Origin of the sequence: Corynebacterium sp. LK2537 (assembly GCF_040946485.1) — a bacterium.
In the GTDB taxonomy this organism is placed as follows: Bacteria; Actinomycetota; Actinomycetes; order Mycobacteriales; family Mycobacteriaceae; genus Corynebacterium.
In genome coordinates, this window is record NZ_JAYWLQ010000011.1 from 1 (window position 1) to 20,810 (window position 20,810).

Below are 20,810 nucleotides of genomic sequence, written 5' to 3' on the forward strand. Positions count from 1 at the left end.
GGCTGCCCGAACTCGACGGCCTGGAGGTGTGCCGACGGATCCGCACCTTCTCGGACTGCTACATCCTCATGCTCACCGCGCGTGGCAGCGAGGACGATAAGATCAGCGGATTGACCTTGGGGGCGGATGACTACATCACCAAACCTTTTAGCATCCGGGAACTGGTGACCCGGGTGCATGCGGTGCTGCGCCGCCCACGCACCAGCACCACCCCACCGCAGGTGACCACCCCCTTGATCGTCGGTGACCTCATCCTTGACCCCGTCGCCCATCAGGTGCGGGTGGGGGAGACGACCGTGGAGCTCACCCGCACGGAGTTCGAGCTGCTGGTTGCCCTGGCCCTGCGCCCCGGCTAGGTGCTGACCCGCCACGACCTGGTCACCGAGGTCTGGGACACCACCTGGGTCGGTGATGAACGCATCGTCGATGTCCACATCGGCAACTTGCGTCGCAAGCTCGGCACCGACACCCAGGGCCGGGGGTTTATCGACACCGTGCGTGGCGTGGGCTACCGGGTGGGGCTGCCATGAATCACGGACCCGGCCTGACCTTCCGCTTCCTGGCCGCCCAGGTGTTGGTCGTGGTGATTAGCCTGCTGGTGGCCGCGGCCGTGGCCACGATGGTGGGCCCGACCCTATTCCATGATCATATGTTGATGACCGGCCGGGAGGACCCCTCGCTGGAGCTGTTCCATGCCGAGCAGGCCTACCGGGGCGCCAACCTGATCACCCTGGTCGTCGCCCTGCCCACCGCCTTGATCAGCGCCCTGCTGGCCAGCCTGTGGCTATCGCGTCGTCTGCGCACCCCCCTGCAGAATCTCACCCGCGCCGCTACCAGCCTGACGGCCGGCAACTCCCGTATCCGCGTGCCCACCGGAAAAGCAGGCCCCGAGGTCACCACCCTGGCGCATGCCTTCAACACCATGGCCGACCGGCTGGAACACACCGAACAGGTCCGCCGCCAGATGCTCTCTGATCTGGCCCACGAAATGGGCACCCCCTTATCGGTGCTCACGGTCTACCTCGATGGTCTCCAGGACGGGGTCGTGGACTGGAATAATGCCACCCACACGATCATGGCTGACCAACTCACCCGCCTGACCCGGTTGATGGAAGACATCGACGATGTCTCCCGGGCCCAGGAACGCCGGATCGATTTGGACCTGGCGGAGGAAGGGCTCGGGGATCTGCTCCATACCGCCGCTGCTGCCGCGGGGGAAGCTTATGCTGACAAAGGCGTCGATTTACAGGTCGAGACCATTACAGACACCGCCCGGGTGTTCGTGGACCGGCAACGCTTCGGCCAGGTGATAAGCAATCTGCTGTCGAACGCGCTACGGCACACCCCGGCTGGCGGGCAGGTCCGGATCAGCGTCCACCGACAGGGGGCGTCCACCGCGCTCATCCACGTCGCCGATGACGGCGAGGGCATCCCACCTGACCAGCTCAGACACATCTTCGAACGCTTCTACCGGGGGGATGCCGCCCGCAGCCGGGACGACGGCGGGTCCGGTATCGGTCTGACCATCTCCAAGGCATTGATCGAGGCCCACGGTGGCACTCTCACCGCCACCTCCCCCGGACCCGGTCGCGGAGCGGTGTTTGCCCTCCGCCTCCCGCTGTCCCCTCCCGACAGTGAGGAGGCTGCTCGATGACCACACCCTGCGCCGCGTGAGAGCCGCGCCCCCACCCATTGAAAATATACCCCCGGGGGGTATACGCTAGAGTGACATCACCGCATCCCACCGACTCGTAGGAGCTTTCCCATGATCACCTCCCCGCCCCGCCTCTTGCCGATGGCCTCCCACGGCTGCAGCTGTTGCGGACCTGCCTCACGTGCCGACACCGCCTCCATCCCTGCCGCCAGCGACTCGTCAGCAGGAGGGTCCTCCCCTAGCTACCAGGTCACCGGCCTGACCTGCGGGCACTGCGCGAAAAGCGTGACCCAGGCCCTTCAGACCCTCCCCCAGGTCGACGACGTCCAGATTGATCTCGCTGCTGGTGGTGTTTCCACCGTCACGGTCACCGGTGTCGTACCTCCGGAGATGGTTCGCCGGGCCATCGAGGAGGCCGGCTACACCGTCTTATCCTGATCGGTTTTACCCATCATCTCGACCCCGACCGGGTTGAGCGAAAGGAACGTCATGAGCACTCCCCACCATTCCGGTGATCACCATGGTGATCACCCCGCTCCGGAAACAGACCACACCCACCACCCGGATCATGCCAGCCATGAACACCACGCAGATGCCGACTCCCACGGCCAGGCGATGCCCCACGATCACCCTCACTCCGCCCTGGACGAAGACCACCACGTTCATGGTCACGGCGAACACGCCGGACACAGCACCGCAATGTTTCGGGGCCGCTTCTGGTGGTCGCTGATTCTGTCCATTCCCGTCGTTATTTTCAGTCCCATGGTCGCCCACCTGCTCGGCTACCACCTCCCGGCATTCCCTGGTTCCACCTGGATCCCCCCGGTGCTGGGCACGATCATCTTCGTCTACGGCGGAATGCCTTTCCTCAAGGGCGGATGGAAAGAACTGAAATCCCGCCAACCCGGGATGATGCTCCTGATCGCCATGGCCATCACCGTGGCGTTTGTGGCCTCCTGGGTCACCACTCTGGGGCTGGGCGGTTTTGAGCTGGACTTCTGGTGGGAGCTGGCCCTGCTGGTGACCATCATGCTGCTGGGGCACTGGCTGGAGATGCGCGCTCTCGGGGCCGCGTCCTCCGCGCTTGACGCGCTGGCTGCCCTGCTGCCGGATGAGGCCGAGAAAGTCATCGACGGGACTACCCGCACCGTGGCCATCTCCGAGCTGGTCGTCGACGACGTCGTGCTGGTGAGGGCCGGTGCCCGAGTGCCGGCCGACGGAACCATCCTCGACGGAGCCGCCGAATTCGATGAGGCGATGATCACTGGCGAATCCCGTCCCGTCTTCCGCGACACCGGTGACAAGGTGGTCGCCGGTACCGTGGCCACCGACAACACCGTCCGCATCCGGGTGGAGGCTACCGGCGGGGACACCGCCCTGGCCGGGATCCAACGCATGGTTGCCGACGCCCAGGAGTCCTCCTCCCGGGCCCAGGCCCTGGCGGATCGGGCGGCAGCGTTGTTGTTCTGGTTCGCGCTGATCTCCGCTCTGATCACCGCGGTGGTGTGGACCACCATCGGCAGCCCAGACGATGCCGTGGTGCGCACGGTTACGGTGCTAGTCATCGCCTGTCCGCACGCCCTGGGCCTGGCGATTCCTCTGGTCATTGCGATCTCCAGCGAGCGGGCCGCGAAATCCGGGGTGCTCATCAAGGACCGGATGGCGCTCGAGCGGATGCGCACCATCGACGTGGTGCTCTTCGACAAAACCGGCACCCTGACCGAGGGTGCGCACGCGGTCACCGGTGTCGCCCCGGTGCCCGGTACTTCGGAAGGGCACCTGCTGGCCCTGGCCGCCGCCGCCGAGGCCGATAGTGAACACCCCGTGGCCCGCGCCATCGTGGCTGCCGCGGCCGCACACCCGGAGGCCTCACGCCGCCCACTGCGCGCAACCGGTTTCACCGCCGCCTCCGGCCGCGGGGTCCGGGCCACTGTCGATGGCGCTGAGATCCTCGTGGGTGGGCCGAACATGCTGCGCGAGTTCAACCTCACCACCCCGGCCGAGCTCACCGACACCACCAGCGCCTGGACCGGGCGTGGGGCCGGCGTGCTCCATATTGTCCGCGACGGTCAGATCATCGGTGCCGTGGCCGTCGAGGACAAGATCCGCCCCGAATCCCGCGCCGCCGTCAAAGCCCTGCAGGACCGCGGGGTGAAGGTCGCGATGATCACCGGTGACGCGCAGCAGGTGGCCCAGGCAGTGAGCAAGGACCTGGGGATCGATGAAGTCTTCGCCGAGGTCCTGCCCCAGGACAAGGACACCAAGGTCACCCAGTTACAGGAGCGTGGCCTGAGCGTGGCCATGGTCGGTGATGGTGTCAATGACGCCCCCGCTCTGACCCGCGCGGAGGTCGGTATCGCCATCGGTGCCGGCACGGATGTGGCCATGGAATCTGCCGGGGTGGTTTTAGCCAGTGATGACCCGCGGGCAGTGCTGTCGATGATTGAGCTGTCCCAGGCCAGCTACCGCAAGATGATCCAGAACCTGATCTGGGCCTCTGGCTACAACATCCTCGCCGTGCCGCTGGCCGCCGGAGTGCTCGCCTCGATCGGGTTCGTGCTGTCCCCGGCCGTGGGCGCGATCTTGATGTCTGCCTCGACCATCGTGGTGGCCCTGAACGCCCAGCTGTTGCGCCGCATTGATCTGGAGCCGGCTCACCTGGCTCCGACCGACGGGAAGGAAGAACACAGTGAGTCGATATCCCCCGTAACCGTTACTGACTGACCTTGTCCCTCGACTCCTAACTCACACCACCTTTGAAAGGAACACTCATGAAACGCAGCATTACCCTCGCCGCCTTGGTACTGACCTCCACCCTGGCGCTGACCGCCTGCAGCGACGCCGCCGACAACTCCGACGATGCCGACACCACCAGCACCACGACGGCAACCGCAGAGACCCACGAGACCCACCAGGAAGACTCCACCACTGCCGACGAAGAGCACGGCGGGCACGACCACCCTGCCGACGGCGGGGCACCGCCGGCAGGCATTGAAGAGGCCGAGGATCCCACGTACCCGGTGGGCACCGAGGTCATCCTCACCGCTGACCACATGCCCGGCATGGATGGGGCCACCGCCACCATTTCCGGGGCGTTTGATACCACGACCTATTCGGTCAGCTACACCCCCACCGAGGGTGGGGCCCCGGTTACCGACCACCGCTGGGTCGTCCATGAGGAGCTCGTCGATCCGGGTCAGGCCCCCCTGCCCGACGGGGCGAGCGTTGTCCTAGATGCCGAGCACATGTCCGGCATGAAGGGTGCTGAGGCCACCATCGATTACTCCACCGAGGAGACGGTCTACATGGTTGATATCACCGTCGACGGGATGACGATGACCAACCACAAGTGGGTCACCGAGAGCGAGATCCAACCCGCCGAATAGTCCACCCACCCTGAACCGCGAGACCAGACAAGGCACCCGCTCCAAGGTCGGTCATCAATCGCTGCCGACCATGCCACAGCACACCAGCCACACACGGAACCTGCACGCCCACAGGGCCCACGCTGAGGTAGGCCTTCTGTGTCACTGCTTCTCTTAGTCAGGGGAAATATGCCCTGGAATGACCCTGGTGACAGGAGTTCATTCCAGGGCTTTGTCTCTGCCCACAGGCCAGTTCCTGGCGGGTGGATGAAACCTATATCCGGGTCGGCGGCAGGTGGTGCTACCTCTATCGGGGGATCGCCGCCGGTGGCCAGACCCTGGACTTTTTACCTCTCTCCGAAGCGGAACGTGGCCGCAGCGAAGCGTTTCCTGGCCAAGGCCGTCAGATCCAATGCGTCAGCCGGGTATCCCAGAGTGATCAACACAGATAAAGCACCCTCCCTAGCCAGGGCAATCGCCGAGTGGAAGTCCGAGGGAATCTGCCCGCCAACAGCGGAACACCGGCAGGTGAAATACCTCAACAACATCCTGGAAGGCGACCATGGTCGGCTGAAGCGGATCCTCGGGCCGAAAGGCGCGTTTAAGAACCGGACATCTGCATATCGGACGTTGAAAGGGATGGAGGCGATGCACTCCTTGCGGAAAGGGCAAGGCACGATGTTTGCCCTCACGGGCAACCGAACCCAGACGCGGTGATCGTCAATCGAGTCTTCGAGACGGCCTAACAACGCCCACACGCAGCGGTCATCAGGGGATGAGAAACTGAGTCTTCGCTGCTCTCCGCCCAACTTTGCAACAGCACCCTCCAAGAACGATTCAAGGGCCTGGCCCCGATGCAGTATCGGAACCAGGCCCCCGCAAAGACCCTAACCATTTAGAATTAACCCAGTCCAGAAAATGGGGGTCAGTTCACTCGGGATGGGCTTATTAGAGGCCGAAGGCGCCGCCGCTGATGAGGATGAAGATGCCCAGGCCGATCAGGACGATCGGGAACAGCACGTGCTCCCAGCGCTCAAGGACTTCTGCGATGGGCGGGCGGGTGGCCACGAACTTTGCCAGCAGGACCAGGCCTGCCACCAGGACGAGGAAAACGATGCAGTAGATGATGACGTCGGCAGTGTCCACGTTGAGGAAGACCGGAACGTAGACGCCGATATTGTCGCCACCGTTGGCAAACGTCACACCGGCGACGGTCATCACACCCACCTTTTTCCCGGCGATCTTCGCATCATCATCGTCGTCATCATCGCTTCGCCAAGCCTGCCAGGCCGCCCATAGTCCCAGGGCCAGGGGAATTAGTCCGAAGTACGGGATCGCCTCAGCAGGTAGGAATGCTCCTGCCCCCAGCATGACCAGGACTGCGGCCGCGAGGATGCCCATGAAGCCGAGGTACTGCCCAGCCAGAATCCGAAGCGTGGTCCCTTTTTGCCCCGCCCCGCGGGCAAAAAACAGCGAGAGCACAATGATGTCGTCGATATTGGTGGCGATAAACAGACCAATCGCCGACAGTAGACCGGTTACCACTACGCACTCTCCTGTCCAGTGACACACCCAGGTACGGCGCATCCGGCGTCGATGCATTCGACGTTGTCATCGACGGCCAGGGTGGTATCCAGCAACGCGTTCAACGCCTGCGCCAGATGAGCATCAACGATCTCGTAGCGGGTCTGTCGCCCCTGCGGTTCGGCGACAACAATTCCGCAGTCCCTCAGGCAAGCGAGATGGTTCGACACGTTCGAGCGCGTCAGTTCCAGATCCTGGGCGAGAGCGGCCGGGTAGGCCGGTCCCTCCAGCAGCGCCAGGAGAATGCGGGAACGAGTCGGATCCGCCATGGCCCGACCCAACCGGTTCATCACGTCTAGTCGAGAAGCAATAGTCAGCATGTGCTGAACTATACAGTTGTTGCTGAACTAACTTCAACATGGGATGGCGTTGTTGCTAGAGGTCGTCTGCACTTTCAGGCTGAGGCCTTCACTGCGCAGGAAGGAAGCGGCCGCCTAGTTGGCGGTGTTCCCGACGTGATTTAAAGGTGAGGGCTATTGCCGGCAGCTTCCGGCCCAGGCCAGTGGCGGCCCACGTACCGATCAGGGTGTCCCACTTCCAAGGAAGTGAGACACCCTTAATGAAACCAATTGAAAATACACAGCCCCAGGAGAGGACTGTTCCACAAGCTATTCCAACGAATTGACTCGCAAAACCTGCTGCAGAATAGACTTCCGGCACGCTGTGGGTCATGGATATTGGTAACGCCCGGGTTTCCACCGCAAAACAAGACCTCGACCGTCAGATCGACGCGCTCCGTAAAGAAGATGTTGCGGATAAATACATCTACGTCGACAAGAAATCCGGATCCACCACGAATCGGCCCGGACTCCAGCAAGCCCGCGCGGGAGATGTCATTGTCGTCCACACCCTCGACCGGCTGGGCCGCACCGTCCGTGACACTCTCAACCTGATCCATGACCTTCAGGAGCGTGGGGTAGGGGTGCGCACTGAAGCGTCCTGGGTTTAGTTCCGCTTCTTTTACGGCCCTGTGTTGATGGGCTGGGTGAGATAGTACTCGGTTTCTACTTCCTGTGGGGTAGCGTAGTCCAAAGCTTCATGAAGCCGCTTGGTGTTCCACCAATGCACCCACCGCAAGGTGGCCAATTCGACTTCTCCGACCGACGTCCACGGGCCCCGGGCATGAATCAGTTCAGCCTTGTAGAGACCATTGACTGTTTCGGCTAGAGCATTGTCATAAGAATCGCCGACTGTTCCCACACTCGGACGGATTCCGGATTCCGCTAGCGCAGTGGAATACTTCAGTGACACATACTGGCTGCCCCGATCACTATGGTGAATTAACTGGTTTCCATGGATTCGTCCTGCAGTCGTTAACGCATGCTCCAAAGCCTCCATGGGCAGCGCATCGGTACGCATCGTCGAGCGTGTAGCAACACCAACAATTTTTCGGCTGAATACATCCACGACAAACGCGGTATAGGCGAATCCTGACAGGGTGCGAACGTAGGTAATGTCGGCAACCCACAACCTGCCTGGTGCCTGCGCACGGAAGTTTCGGCACACAAGGTCCGGGCGATGATCCGGTGTCTTCGGGCTAATCGTTGTCACAGGGGTTCGCCCACGTCGGCGGCCGGAAACACCTGCTAGCTTCATCAGTCGTGCAGTCTTATCGCGGCCGATATGAAAGCCTTCACGGTTCATCGCGTGCCACATTTTGCGGATGCCGTAGACCGAGAAATTCTCCGCATGCACACGCTGTATCTCTGGGATAAGCAGGCTATCGCTTAAGGTCCTTGCGCTGGGAACACGAGTGGTCGCCTTGCGGTAGCCACGAGAGGTGATGAATCCACGATCTGCCTGTTTTAGAACTCTGCAGATGGCCTCGACCCCAAACTGATCTTTGTACGCGTCGATGTAGGAGATCATTTGGTCGTGGGTCGGTCGAGTTCCGCTGCGAAAAAAGCCGAAGCTGTCTTAAGAATCCCGTTTGCTCGTTTTAGTTCGCGGTTTTCACGGCGCTGAAGCGTCCTGGGTTTAGTTCCGCTTCTTCTACTACCCCGTATTGACGGGCTGGGTGCGATGGTACTCGATTTCTACTTCCTGCGGGGTGGCGTAGTCCAACGCTTCGTGAAGACGCTTGGTGTTTTACCAATGCACCCACCGCAAGGTCGCCAACTCAACTTCCCCCACTGACGTCCACGGGCCTTGGGGGTAGTAGAAGAAGCGGAACTAAACCCAGGACGCTTCATAAGACATCTGATGATCTTCATTGTCAGACCCCAGAGGGCGAGTGAATTGGGGAACGGTTTCTGCCCTCACTGCGTTTCTAAAAAAGCAGGCCTTCCCCATGTGATAGGCCTAGTACATGGATAGTCATCCCCCACATCTCACCCCCTCCCTCCCAACTGTGGTCATTTACCAAAACGCAGATTTCGTCTCTGGCATCATCCAAGAGATTTACAAAGCAGGACTACTGGAAGCTACCGAGTTCGAAAACAATTCGACCACAGGGAAAGGCGACGGGTCCGAGAAACAGGCCGCAATTGCCGCAAAAGCTAACGTGTTTCCCTGGCTAATCAACCTCGGTGCACAAGGGAGCTATACACACTCTCAATCAAATAGTGAGGAAGTCGCTACAACCCGCCACCAAAAATTCGTTTATTCCCAAGAATTTTTTCTAGACCAAGCCCGATCCGAACTTCGACGGCAGGAGCTAATAACTCGGGTAGAAAACTCAGAAAGCGCCTCGGAACTCCAAGTGGGAGATTTTATTGAATTTGAGGCTAGCTTTGAAGCTAACGAGGCTAACGCCATCCTCGATATCCTTACCCCTGAGTTAACTGCGGCTATAACTCGATATATCCACCGCTCCAAAGGGCTTGAAGAGATAGACACCCTTAGAGAGCAAGCTTCTAATGCAGATACCCAGATCCCAGTAGAGAAGATCAGCGGTATTAGAGAAATCTATGACGCTAGGGCGGAGAACCAGGCGGCACTTGCAGCAGACATTACCTCTGCTATAAGAATGGATTTCCGCGGTTCCGAAACTAAAGAATTCTATGCCTCAATTGGGGCAGGCCAACACTCGCTGACCGCTGTTACCGTCTGCGAAAAGGAGTATTTCAAATCCAAAGATTTCGATCGGCTACTAGATGGAAGATTTACCGTTCTGGGCAAAGTCATTTCCCCTATTCGAGAGAATGTCCCAATCCTGGAGAGAAACAAACTGCTTAGCCGACTGCAGGTGGAAGCTCTAGATGAAATCCTCCGCCCTTTAGCCGAAGAGGCAGACACTCACCAACTGCTGGATCTCGATTTCAAGACAAGTGTAGAAGGACCTTCAATCACCGTATTGCCTATCGCTATCTATGTATAAACCCCCAAGCGTCTCATTTAAATCCCCGTCAAACTAGATAATTAACCTCTTATAAGCCGCGCATAGTTGGCGAACAGAATCTCTAGGCGTTGGCGCTCCGAAGTGAGCTTGCGAGGCGCTCCCATTGCTTTATCCACTTCCCGGTCGAGCACGTCATGCGCCTTCACCAGTTGTGGTGCCATGGCCAGCGGGTTATAGTGCTCAGCTAGCGAGCGCTCTGGATGTAATGCCCGCGCATCGAGGACTTTCTGCCCAGCCTTGATGATGCGCTTCTAAGTAGCTTCATCGAGTTCTGGGACAGGGAATGTATTCCACGTCAGGGTGCTGGAGAAACGATAATCCGATTTGATTCTTCCGCCTACAGTTCTTTGCCAAATGATGAACATCGATGAAGAAATGAAGGGCCCGAACCCCGGAAAGTGGACACGGGGATTTAATTAAGATGCGATAGTAAGTGTAGCTGATCCGGTGGCTTCGAAGGCGTTCGGCGAGCGGTAGCCGCACCACGAGTGCAAGCGCGTGGTGTTGTAGTGCGTGCACCACCGGAACACGTCCCGACGACATGCGAGCTGACTTGGGAAAACGGACTCGTCCTGGAGGACTTCCCGTTTCAGCGTGGCGTTGAACGACTCCGCCAACGAGTTGTCCGCGCTCGTTTCGATTGCTCCCATCGACTGGGTGACACCGAATCGTTCACACAGCTTCCGGTATCGCCCAGAGGTATAGACGCTGCCATGATCGGAGTGGAAAATCGCCCCGTCAAGGTTGCCTCGGACCCCGTGGGCCATCGTGAGAGCTTCTTCGACCAACTCCGTGCGCATGTGGTCAGCGATCGCGAAACCGGTCAACTGCCGCGAATAGCAGTCGATGACGGTGGCCAGGTACATATTCGACCCGTCCGCGATCGGCAGGTACGTGATATCGCCGACGTAGATGGTGTTCGGTTTCTCCGCGATGAACCGGCGTTTCAGCAGGTCGGGCACCTTCGGAGCCCGTTTCGCAGACACGGTGGTCTTCACCCGGCGTTTTTTGGTGTAGCCGAACAGGCCCATCTGGCGCATCAACCTGGCGGTGCGCTTGTGATTGAAAAGGTCGTCGTTGGCTGGATCGGAATTGATGGCCGCCGTCACGCGTTTCGCCCCGTAACAACCGTTCTCGGCCGTGAACACGGCCTTGATCCTCGCTCCCAGCACCGCGTCGTCAAGGACGCGTCGCCGACGGGCAGAAGCAGCTGATTTCCATTTGTAATACGAGGACCGGTTGATCTTCAAAACCTCACATAACCGCTTGACCTCGTAGAGGCCTCGGTTGTCATCAACGAACCGGAAGCGGTTCACCAGTTCGTCTCTTCCGCGAAATATTTGGCCGCCTTGCGGAGGATCTCTCGTTCCTCCCGGAGCTTGGCGTTTTCGCGTTCCAGCACGCGGATGCGTTCGGCGTCGGAGAGTCCTTCAGCAGGCGTGCGTGCGCTGTTGGCTGCGGCAATGGGGCTGGCGACTTTTTCACCGTTGGCGTTGGTCTTGGTGCCGGTGCCGAAGGCGTCGAGCCAGGTGCGCAGGGAGTTGCGGTTGACCCCGAGATCGGAGGCGATCGCGTTGAGCGTTGCTCCGGGGGTCGACTCGTACAACGAGACTGCGTCGCGCTTGAACTGCTCGGTGTAGGTCTTGCGTGGCATGGTGGAAAGGTACCTCACTTCCCCAGCGAGATGCTGGTTTCAAGGTGTCCACCATCTGGGGGTCAGGTCCCCCGTCGAGCCCATCAATGAATGCCCCACGTGCGGGCAGCCTGGAGTATTCCGCGACCATGTCATCCGCAGCCTGGTCGATCTGCCTATCGTCGGCCACCCAACACGCCTTCATGTGCGCCTTCCACGCTACCGGTGCACCAACAAGCGCTGCTTGCAGAAGATCTTCCGCGCGGGCCTTACCTGCGCGCCCGACAATTCAAAGACCACGGACAGGGTGACCCGCTGGATCCTGCAACGACTCTGCCTAGATCGGATGAGCGTTGCCGCTGCAGCCAAGTCATTAGGCCTGGGGTGGGATACCACCAACGCCTTGGCCTTAGCCGCTGTCCAGGACTTGATCTACAACGACGAGCACTACCTCGACGGGGTCAAGGTCATCGGTGTTGATGAGCATCGCTGGTCGCACAACCGACGCACATGGCGCGACGGATACGTCACCGTCATCGTTGATATGACCGACCACCACGACAAGGATGGAAACGTCATCCGCCCCGCTCGGCTTCTTGACGTTGTCCCAGGCAGAAGCGCTGACGCGTTACGAACATGGCTGAATAATCACAGCGAGCAGTTCCGCGATCAGGTCAAAATCATCAGCATGGACGGCTTCCAAGGCTATGCCACCGCCGCTGGCGAAGTCATTCCCAACGCCACCCAAGTCATGGACCCGTTCCACGTTGTACGCCTGGCCGGTGACAAGCTCACCAAGTGCCGCACCAGGCTCCAGTTAGAAACAACAGGCCGACGTGGCCGCAGCAAAGACCCGCTCTACCGCAACCGGAAAACACTGTTGACCACCGAGCGCCTACTCACCGACAAGCAGCGCGGGAGGCTTGAGGAACTGTTTGACTTCGACGACGACTACGCGCCGCTACAAGAGACCTGGACCTACTACCAACAAGTCATAAGCTGCTACAACAATCCCAACAAGCAAGCAGCCAAGAAAGCCATGAGCACGCTCATTGACACGCTTGTTGACATCAAAGACGCCGGGATCGCTGAGATCGCGCCGCTAGGCAGGACCATGAACAAGCGCCGCAAGGACATCCTCGCCTACTTCGACCACGGAGTATCCAACGGACCTGTGGAAGCGATTAACGGTCGGTTGGAATTCCTACGCGGCATCGCCCTGGGATTCCGCAACCTCGACCACTACATATTGCGGTGCCTGATCCACGCCGCCAACATCCGACACAAAATCAATGCACTCTAAAACCGGAAGAGCCGTTAATCCCATGCTCCGCGGAAAACAACTCATGCTATGGCTTCCGCAACATCGACTACTCCATCAAACCCACGACAGTGGGATTCACACCCTAAATCCTCACACGTGCAATCCTCGGCCCTTAAAAACCGGAAAACGAAAGAAACCGGAGGTAACATACCCTTTCGAGTTTGTTACTTCCGGTGGTGCAGTTTGTTCAACTGCTCGCTGTGTGATGGTCACGTTGGCTGCTCACCGCGACTTTTCAAAAAGCGGCTCCCGAGCAGCACTTATGTTATCTCCCGGGAATTAATTGCGCCCACACCCTCGCCCTTAGTGGCCCAAATACGGCCCTAGAATCGCCACCTCACCGGTCGGCGAGAGTGCCTAGCACAAAGAGGGGACATGGAAAATGCTCACCTAGAAAGGGCCAGGTGAGCATTAGAACATTTGTTTCAGACTATTTCCCAGACATTTAAGTCCGGGGCGGGACTTTGGCAAGGTCGCGGCCGGTGTCTTCACGAACCATCCGGAGTCGTCGTGTCATGGAGTCTTGGCTTGCGGTTTTTCGCTCGAATTGCTCTTGGATCGCGAGGTTCGTCGAGGCCACCCATAGGGCGAGCGTGATGTAGAGCATTGGCTCACGCCGGACGCCTCTTTTAAAAGATTCCATGCCGGTGATATGTGGGCTTTTCATGATTGAAAAACGCTGCTCAGTAATAGCGCGGGCTGCTTCGTAATACGTCGCATGTTCCCAGGAGCCGGGGACGAGGCCCCATTGCGCGCGTTTCCACTGCTCAAAGGTGAACGTATGTGTGATACTTGACTTTGCGCAGCATTTATAGTGATCGGCAGTCCAGCTCGGTGAAATCTCCGGCGCGTCTTCGGATGCGAGTGTCATCGAAGCCGGTTTGAGTGGGCATCGCACCCGTCCTTGTACTGCAGGGCAGACCAAATCAATTTTCACGGGCCGCTCGGTATCGGCTTCATCCTTTCGAGGACGACCTCGACCTTGGCGTGCACGATAAGGCCTCGAATTGGTCCCCATGATCAACGGGAATAAGGCTTCGAGCCGAGCATCCTGGCGCTCGAAACCGTCGTCTTCGGCGAGCAGTTCCATGGTGCGGCGAACGATCCTCCCGTTGCCTGCGATTTCGCGTGCAGCAGGGCAATAAAACTCCCCTGCAATTTGCAATGGTCCACTAGCAGGTTCATCCCCGGCTGCGGTGTCGGATGCGAAAACTGTTCTCCAGTTTTTGGGATAGCGCACAACCGGGGCATAGCCTGCAGCGAGCAGTTCGTCGTTGAAAAATTTTTTCACGTTATAGCCCATGTCGACGGTCAGCAATGGCAAACGACCGCGTTGAGTGCGCTGGTCAAACCCGTTTTCTTGATGAAATCGGATAGCCCGCGCCAGCCCCTGCACCGAGCCGGAGCTTGGCTTATCGATGGAAATGCCGGTTATCACAGGGGCGACCGAGTAGACGGCTCGTGGTGGTCCGACGCGGCATACGGCAGTAATGCCGACGGCCACGCCTCCTTTGGTACTCCTGTGGTTGCCTAGCTCGGAATGCAGTGAGTGATCCTCTCGATCGCGAATGTAGTAAGCACCGGAGTAGGCGGCGCCGCGGCGTTTCGTGTCGCGGCTGCCTAGTCCCGTCGACTGGCCTGCCAGGTCGATGATGGTTTCGTCGGCGATGATGTCGCCGCGATACGCCTTGGGTGCTTGCTCATGGATCGAGCCTGCTACCAGCGCGTTCACAACCTGATGGAGTCTCTCGGACGCAACCTCAGAGGCTTCCTCTTGTTCGATTGATCGTGCTGCCATCATTCGGCGATGATCGCTATTCTTCACACGACGTGCAGGGGCATCCGGCAGTGAGTCAAGAGGCTCAAGCCTCCGGGTCAGCCACATGGCAAAAGCGCGATACGAGCCCTCACCACAGGAAAGGTCTAGCCCAAGCCGGGCCTGTTGAGCAGGCTCTAGGGTCCATAAGGTGCGCCAGATTTCTGCCATCGAGGGCACACGCCGAATCCCAATCAAGGCTAGCCCAATGGTGAGTACACCCAGCATCGAATACCTCGGGCCGGTGGATTTCCGTCCGCCCACGCCACGGTCCTGGTGAAAACAAAAGTCGATCATCTGGTGCGCACCCGATTTTTCAATAACCGCAGCACAGTGCTCAACGTAATCGGGAGAAATCATCATTCTCTGGTCTTGCATTACTACTGTCATCAGAGGTACGCCCCCTCAGATCGCAGCAAGGCTCGCGCCTCATCCTCCGGCGTAAACTGGGGCAGGTCCGCCTCCAGATCATGGAGAACCCGCAGGTCAGCAATGCCCGCCAGTTTCATCAGCATCGCCGCCGGCACCCCCGGATCAGAGGCCAGCCTTACCACCCAACGGTTGCGCAGTGCAGCCGCATTAAAGCCAGGAAACCCCTGCTCAACAAGCTCTTCCGAGACGTGACAGATGGCGTTTCGAGGCATGGAATCGCCAACAATCGGAAACACAAAACCATTGCCGACGTCGCGTGCCCGCGTCAAAAGTCGGTGACCTCGAACGGGGCACACGACCGGCACTACGCGAGAGACAACGCCCCTTTTTCGCACCGCGATTTGGACTGCGGTGTGTTCGGCCAGCTCTAGGGGCGAAATGTCACTGCCACGTAGTTGCCGGATCTCCTGGGACGACAGGCCTGCCCCGGTGGTGAGATCCAAAATCGTCAGCAGCTGCGCCTGCAGCACCGGACGCAGGTTCGCAGCGACGGCGTAGAGCTCAGCCTCCAGAGAAAGCTCCGCCGCGGGGACCGCTTTGCGTCGCGGTCCTCGTTGGCGATGCGGTTCAGGGAATTCGTGAGGGTACAGCGTCCGACCTGCAGCATAAAGGATCGTACGGTACGTGCGCTGCGACTTACGGCTAAAAAGATCGTCGCGGAAAAGCCACCGATCAACAGCACCACGTGTCAGCGCCCGCTCCTCGTCAATAGCACCATAAACGATTGCTTCATCGTAGAGATATCGTGCTACAACGCGCGTGGCCTTAGCATCAGCGATTTCATCAAGAACACGCGTGTGCGCCTGGACAAGCGCTGCTCGGGCGATGGCTTCACTCCGCAGAGGCCCCGCTGGGCGGTGGATTCCCACCTCCCTGAGCCGCAAATAGCGATCCTCATCCGGCAGCGTACGCCGAGTCAACTTGCGCACCCGCGACGGTGACGCCTGACCAATCACCGGGACAGTCGACACATCCCCGGGCACAAAATCCCTGGAAGTGGGCTTCTCGAGAACGGTCGTTGCTGCTGCAAGAGCCGTAAATCTACCCACGAGCGCTCACCGCCCACATGCTTACAACGTTGGATGGGGTGGCGCTATTGCTATTTGCTTTTAGGCATGACAAGATAATCACATCTCCGTTTAATTCCCTGGAAGGTTTTGAATGGATATCAGCACGAGGCTCAACGGCCTTCGTGCACTGACAAAGCGCGATCTGGCAGGATCAGCGCTTTGTTTCAGTTTTGACACTGGAAGTTCGAAACTAGTTGTCCTCCTCAGAGCCTAACTTGGCTTCGTGACCGACTAAATGGTCTAGTTCGTCCGTCACCACTCGGGCAATCGACGCGCCCCGAGCGTTGGCCAACATTGTCAGCCGTCTGACCATTGGCGCGGGCAACCGCACCTCCAGCCTGACATACGAATCTTCAGGTACCCAACGAACACGCCGCCGACCAAAATGCGAGGCAGGAATACAGACGTTTGCCTTTTGGTCCTGCTGAGTCGCTTCAGCATTCTCCATAACCGCGCCCCTTTCATCTCGATCGTGGTTTCCTCGTCGGCGTCATCAGATTAGCCGGTTGCAACCGGCTAAAAAAGCGTTCACCCCCGCGCTGACCTGCGCAGTTCGTGGATAATTTCAGTTATCCACGAACTGCGCAGGCACACCAGGTCAGGCACTAAAAATGAACGTGGGTATTATGCGTTCTTTTGCAAATTTTGCAATCGAGCGTTGTACAGCGATAACGCTCTACCCCCGTCTATCGCCCAATACCTACCCACATTCTTCCTGTCATCAGTGGTGTTCGGGTCGTTTCTGCCCAACACCTTACGGGCCAGGTGTGCACTTTCTCGCCGTGTTTCCATTTGGGGGTTTCGTTTCGCACAGACTCGTTTACTTAGTATCGTCCACCTCACGAATAGCCCTGTAGATGGTTTGCCGGGAGACGTTGAAGGACCTGGCGACCGACCTCACTGACTGGCCGTTCTCGACCAATAGCGCAGCCTGTTGCTTCTGCTCTTTACTGAGCTTCGGCTTCGGCCCCGCAACGCGTCCCTGTGCCCGGGCATGGGCGACGCCCTCGCGAGTGCGCTGAATAAGGAGGTCACGCTCCCACTCAGCTAGAGAAGCCATGATGTTGACCACCACCTTATCCGCAGGACGTGATGTGTCCAGAGCAGGCTCAAGGACCCGGACATTGATGCCCCGGTCAGCTAGGTCGGAGATGGTAGTGACGGTTTCGACCATGTTGCGGCCCAGCCGGTCTAACCGGGTCACGACCAAAGTATCGTCCGGCCTCATGTAGGCGAGGGCATCATCAAGGCCGGGGCGAGACCACTTGGCACCACTAATGGTGTCGCTGTAGATATGCTTAGGGTCGCAACCAGCGTCGATGAGGGCCTTGCGTTGCGTTTCCAGCGACTGCCCCTGTCGCGAGGTCGAGACGCGCGCATATCCAATCAACATGCCTACGCACCTGCCAGTTCTTCCTCGGTCACACTGAGGTCGGCAGGCAACACGCCGTCGATGACGTACGTGCGTAGCAGCTTGTCCAGCAGAGCACGGACCTTGAACTTCGACACCCTTGCTCCGGTGGCTTCCGTGAAGTACGCCGCCGCCAGGTCAAGGTCAATTGATGCCTTTAGGTCATCGAAACGCCCGTACTCGTTGATGGTTGCCGCCGCGGGCCGGGCGTCGAGTATCCGTCGCAGCTGCGCCATGTCCAGACCTAGACATTCATGCAGTCGTACCAGCTGTCGGTCGCGCTCAGTGATGCGGTACTCGTTGATGTAGTCGTGCACTGTTTTGCCTGGTTGCAGGGTCACGTCACCTGCTTGGAGGTCGTGCAGCCAGCGGTTAGCGTAGCGCTGGTCATCCTGACTCAGGCGGGCGAAGCTGTCATGCAGCTGTTCCAGCAGGTCATCGAGCGCATCCTGCGGCACGCCGTCCTGGAGGGCCTTGAGGTACTTGTTGAACTTGCTGTTGAGGTACTCGGCATCAATGCGGTCGGTGTCGATGTGAGTGATGTGCACGTCAATGTCGAAGGGTGCATCCTCAGGCGACTGCTCTGAGTCGTCGCCTGCCTTGCCGAGCTCCTTGTAACGGGTCACCAGCGTGGTGTAGGTGTCCTCGGAAAGTTCCACCACGATAGGCTCCAGCAGGGCATCGAAGTAGTAGGTGTCCTTGTCCCAGGTGAAGCCCTGCACCTGCGCGGCCTGAAGCTCCCGGTACATTCGGTTGAAAGTCTTGGCGAATTCGCCTTGGTCTGCCTCAACGTCGGGTAGCTGCGAATAGTCCGGCTGGCCGGTCTCCGGGTCGGTAAACAGCGCCGCGATGGTAGCGAAACACTCGTTGATGGAGGTGAGGTGGTCATCGAGGTGGTCCACGAACAGGCCGAAGGGCTTGTCACCTGAATACAACTTCACCGCACGGTCGATGTTGTTCTTCATCGTGTGTGGCTTGCGGTAGTAGCGGATGGAACCGAACGGCTTTTCCGGGCCGAAGATGCGGTTGGTGCGTGAAAAGGCCTGGATAATGGACTCGTATTCGATAACCTTGTCCATGTAGAGGGTGTTCAGCCACTTGGAGTCGAAGCCGGTGAGCATCTGATCCACCACGATGAGGAGGTCGATGTGCTGGCTACGATCATCGAGGAAGGCCTTGGTGTTGTAGGGCGCCTTGTGGGCCAGGCGCTTGGAAACATCCTTCTTAAACTCATCGTGAGTCGGCATAGTGAAGTGCTGGCCATAGGCGGCGTTGTAGTCGCGCAGAATCTCCAGCAAACCGTCTTCCTTGAACAGCTGGCTGTCACCAGTGTTGTCGATGTTAGGGTCAAACAGCGCCGTGACCTTAATGTGCGGGTACTGCGCCTTGAAGATGCGGTAGTACTCCACTGCTTCAGGGATGCTGGAGGTCGCCAGGATGGCATGGAACATACTGCCCCGACTCAACTGCGCCCAGTGCTTGTTGATGTCGCTGGCAACCGCCTGGCGGTGGTTGTCGTGACGGTACTGAGTGATAGGCAGGTAGTCTTCGATACCCTTGGCGACACGCTTGGTACCACTGTCGGTGTCTGTCTCGTACACTGTGTCATACACAGTGGCCATCGGGACCTGGTCCTTGTCCATAAACTTGTAGTAGACAGCCGCCTTCTTGGGGTCCGCCAGAGCCTCGTCCACGGACGTGGCCTTGGCCTCCTGGAGAGCAACCACAGTGCGCACATCATGCTCCCGGAAGGTTTCCACCATCTCCGGGTCGAAGCCGAGGACGTTACCGTCGCGAATACCGTCGGCAATTGAGTAGCGGTGCAGCTCATTGCCAAACAGCGTGGTCGTGGTGGAGTGCTTCTTCTGGTTCTCGCCGTGGATGGGCGTGCCGGTGAAGCCAAAGAACAGCGCGTTCGGCAAAGTGCGCTTAATGGTGGCGAGCATGTCACCAAAGGTGGTGCGGTGTGCCTCATCGACGATGAACACCACACGCTTGGAGCGGATGATGTCTAGGTCGGCTTTCTTGACGGAATCAGCATTAACCCTGCTCATCTTGTGCAGCGAGGTCACGATGAGGGTGGAGCGCTTGTCTTTGAGCAGCGTGGTGAGATTGGCAGCACTGGAAGTATCTTCCACCGCGATGCTGTCGCCACCGTAGCTGACGTAGTTCTCCAGCGACTGCGTGCCCAGCTCCACACGGTCAAGGAGGAACACTACCTTGTCGGCGTTGTGGGAGTCTGCGATAAGCTGTGCGGTCTTGAAGCTGGTAATCGTCTTGCCGGAGCCAGTGGTGTGCCAGACGTAACCGCCGAGTTGGTCACCGCTGTCCCAGGCGTGACGGTCCACGCGGTCAGCGATACGCGAGGCCGCATAGTACTGGTAGGAACGCATAACCAACAGGTTGCCGGAGGCCCGGTCAGCGACGGTGTAGAAGCCGATGAGCTGGTGCGCCATCGGAATGGACAGCAGCGCACGTGCCATATCGTCCCACTGGTTGACCGGCTCGTTGTTGAAGTCGGCCCAGTGAAAGAAGTAGTCCGGGTTGAACTTTGCTGACCCTGGGTTGGCGAAGTAGAGCGTTTCCTCCGGGGTCATCGCCACAAAGATTTGCACCAGAGAGAAGATGCCCTGGTAGACACCCTCGTGGGCGTACTTAGCTACCTGGTTGGCGCCTTGCGAGACAGGCACGCCTGAGCGCTTCAACTCGATGTGGAAGACCGGCATACCGTTGATGAGCAGCATCACGTCGCCACGTCGGGTCGGCAGCAGCTCATTGGCGGTCTGGAAGCGCGGCTGGACGGCAATCTGGTAGCGCGACTGGCCACCGGCAATTTCTAGGCGGTCGTAGATTTTCAGGCTGACCTCGGAGCCGAAGTCGGGGGCCTGCGGTGCATCTCGGGTAATGGTCACGGTGCGACCGTTGATGAACTCGTTGAGCGCCAGCGGCGTACGCAGGTTGTTGACCTGCTCGATGATTTGCGCCATCTCGCCCTGGGTAAGCGGCACGTCTCCTAGCAGGTTACGGCCCCGGTTGTTGGCATAGAGGATGTCTGCCCAGTTGTCGATCAGCTGCTGTTCTGTCGGGAAGAGCAGCAGCTCCTTGCTCCAGCCGTGGCGAGTGAGCAGGTTAATGAGCGCAGCCTCAAACTCAGCCTCAGAACGAAATGGTGTGGTCATGA

At 59.1% G+C, this 20,810-nt stretch carries 12 protein-coding genes and 6 pseudogenes; 9 read left to right on the forward strand and 9 right to left on the reverse strand.

The window, feature by feature from the left end; genetic code table 11:
• The 6 genes and pseudogenes from VVS03_RS10830 to VVS03_RS10855 all read left to right on the forward strand — a co-directional run.
• Nucleotides 1–530: pseudogene (locus tag VVS03_RS10830) on the forward strand (winged helix-turn-helix domain-containing protein); the annotation flags it as partial.
• Complete coding sequence (locus VVS03_RS10835) at nt 527–1,654, forward strand: sensor histidine kinase (RefSeq protein WP_368521718.1); 1,128 nt, start codon at nt 527–529, stop codon at nt 1,652–1,654. The pseudogene VVS03_RS10830 and the gene VVS03_RS10835, both read left to right, overlap by 4 nt.
• 111 nt (nt 1,655–1,765) lie before the next feature.
• Complete coding sequence (locus VVS03_RS10840) at nt 1,766–2,092, forward strand: heavy-metal-associated domain-containing protein (RefSeq protein WP_238801655.1); 327 nt, start codon at nt 1,766–1,768, stop codon at nt 2,090–2,092.
• Nucleotides 2,093–2,143: 51 nt separating this feature from the next.
• Nucleotides 2,144–4,378, forward strand: coding sequence for a copper-translocating P-type ATPase (locus tag VVS03_RS10845; RefSeq protein WP_368521717.1), 2,235 nt, complete (start codon nt 2,144–2,146; stop codon nt 4,376–4,378).
• A gap of 47 nt (nt 4,379–4,425) precedes the next feature.
• The gene (locus VVS03_RS10850) at nt 4,426–5,040 is read left to right on the forward strand and encodes a YdhK family protein (protein ID WP_046453122.1); all 615 of its coding nucleotides are present in this window, start codon (nt 4,426–4,428) and stop codon (nt 5,038–5,040) included.
• Nucleotides 5,041–5,264: 224 nt separating this feature from the next.
• Nucleotides 5,265–5,765: pseudogene (locus tag VVS03_RS10855) on the forward strand (IS6 family transposase); the annotation flags it as partial.
• Between the two features lie 202 nt (nt 5,766–5,967).
• On the opposite strand, the gene VVS03_RS10860 reads toward VVS03_RS10855, so the two are convergent.
• Nucleotides 5,968–6,606 carry a cadmium resistance transporter gene (locus tag VVS03_RS10860; protein WP_197418401.1) on the reverse strand — a complete coding sequence of 213 codons (639 nt, stop codon included), beginning with the start codon at nt 6,604–6,606 and terminating at the stop codon, nt 5,968–5,970.
• The gene (locus VVS03_RS10865; protein ID WP_035106074.1) at nt 6,564–6,923 is read right to left on the reverse strand and encodes a helix-turn-helix transcriptional regulator; all 360 of its coding nucleotides are present in this window, start codon (nt 6,921–6,923) and stop codon (nt 6,564–6,566) included. The genes VVS03_RS10860 and VVS03_RS10865 overlap by 43 nt, the downstream gene beginning before the upstream one ends.
• Before the next feature lie 350 nt (nt 6,924–7,273).
• Here VVS03_RS10865 and VVS03_RS10870 point away from each other — a divergent pair.
• Nucleotides 7,274–7,540: pseudogene (locus VVS03_RS10870) on the forward strand (recombinase family protein); the annotation flags it as partial.
• A 23-nt stretch (nt 7,541–7,563) separates the two neighbouring features.
• Here VVS03_RS10870 and VVS03_RS10875 read toward each other — a convergent pair.
• Nucleotides 7,564–8,564, reverse strand: a pseudogene (locus VVS03_RS10875) (IS3 family transposase); the annotation flags it as partial.
• 389 nt (nt 8,565–8,953) lie between these two features.
• Between VVS03_RS10875 and VVS03_RS10885 the strand changes: the two are divergent.
• Complete coding sequence (locus tag VVS03_RS10885) at nt 8,954–9,922, forward strand: hypothetical protein (protein WP_368521716.1); 969 nt, start codon at nt 8,954–8,956, stop codon at nt 9,920–9,922.
• Nucleotides 9,923–9,963: 41 nt separating this feature from the next.
• Here the strand turns inward: VVS03_RS10885 and VVS03_RS11335 are convergent.
• Together VVS03_RS11335 and VVS03_RS10900 are read right to left on the reverse strand one after the other, a co-directional pair.
• A pseudogene (locus tag VVS03_RS11335) lies at nt 9,964–10,320 on the reverse strand (type IIL restriction-modification enzyme MmeI); the annotation flags it as partial.
• A gap of 39 nt (nt 10,321–10,359) precedes the next feature.
• Nucleotides 10,360–11,597 (reverse strand): IS3 family transposase gene (locus tag VVS03_RS10900; protein WP_368521645.1). Its coding sequence is split into 2 segments (ribosomal slippage): nt 10,360–11,270 and nt 11,270–11,597, totalling 1,239 coding nucleotides; the frame shifts between segments, so codons are not numbered across the junction.
• Nucleotides 11,598–11,688: 91 nt separating this feature from the next.
• Between VVS03_RS10900 and VVS03_RS10905 the strand changes: the two are divergent.
• Nucleotides 11,689–12,879 (forward strand): annotated as a pseudogene (locus VVS03_RS10905) (ISL3 family transposase); the annotation flags it as partial.
• 466 nt (nt 12,880–13,345) lie between these two features.
• Here the strand turns inward: VVS03_RS10905 and VVS03_RS10910 are convergent.
• The 4 genes from VVS03_RS10910 to VVS03_RS10925 form a co-directional block, all read right to left on the reverse strand.
• Nucleotides 13,346–15,076 (reverse strand): hypothetical protein, encoded by a 1,731-nt coding sequence (locus tag VVS03_RS10910; RefSeq protein ID WP_368534680.1) that lies wholly within the window; start codon nt 15,074–15,076, stop codon nt 13,346–13,348.
• A gap of 29 nt (nt 15,077–15,105) precedes the next feature.
• Nucleotides 15,106–16,104, reverse strand: a complete 999-nt coding sequence (locus VVS03_RS10915; protein ID WP_368534681.1) for a hypothetical protein — start codon at nt 16,102–16,104, stop codon at nt 15,106–15,108.
• 934 nt (nt 16,105–17,038) lie between these two features.
• The gene (locus VVS03_RS10920; RefSeq protein WP_368534682.1) at nt 17,039–17,611 is read right to left on the reverse strand and encodes a recombinase family protein; all 573 of its coding nucleotides are present in this window, start codon (nt 17,609–17,611) and stop codon (nt 17,039–17,041) included.
• A 2-nt stretch (nt 17,612–17,613) separates the two neighbouring features.
• Nucleotides 17,614–20,808 (reverse strand): type I restriction endonuclease subunit R, encoded by a 3,195-nt coding sequence (locus VVS03_RS10925; RefSeq protein ID WP_368534683.1) that lies wholly within the window; start codon nt 20,806–20,808, stop codon nt 17,614–17,616.
• Nucleotides 20,809–20,810: the final 2 nt, after the last annotated feature.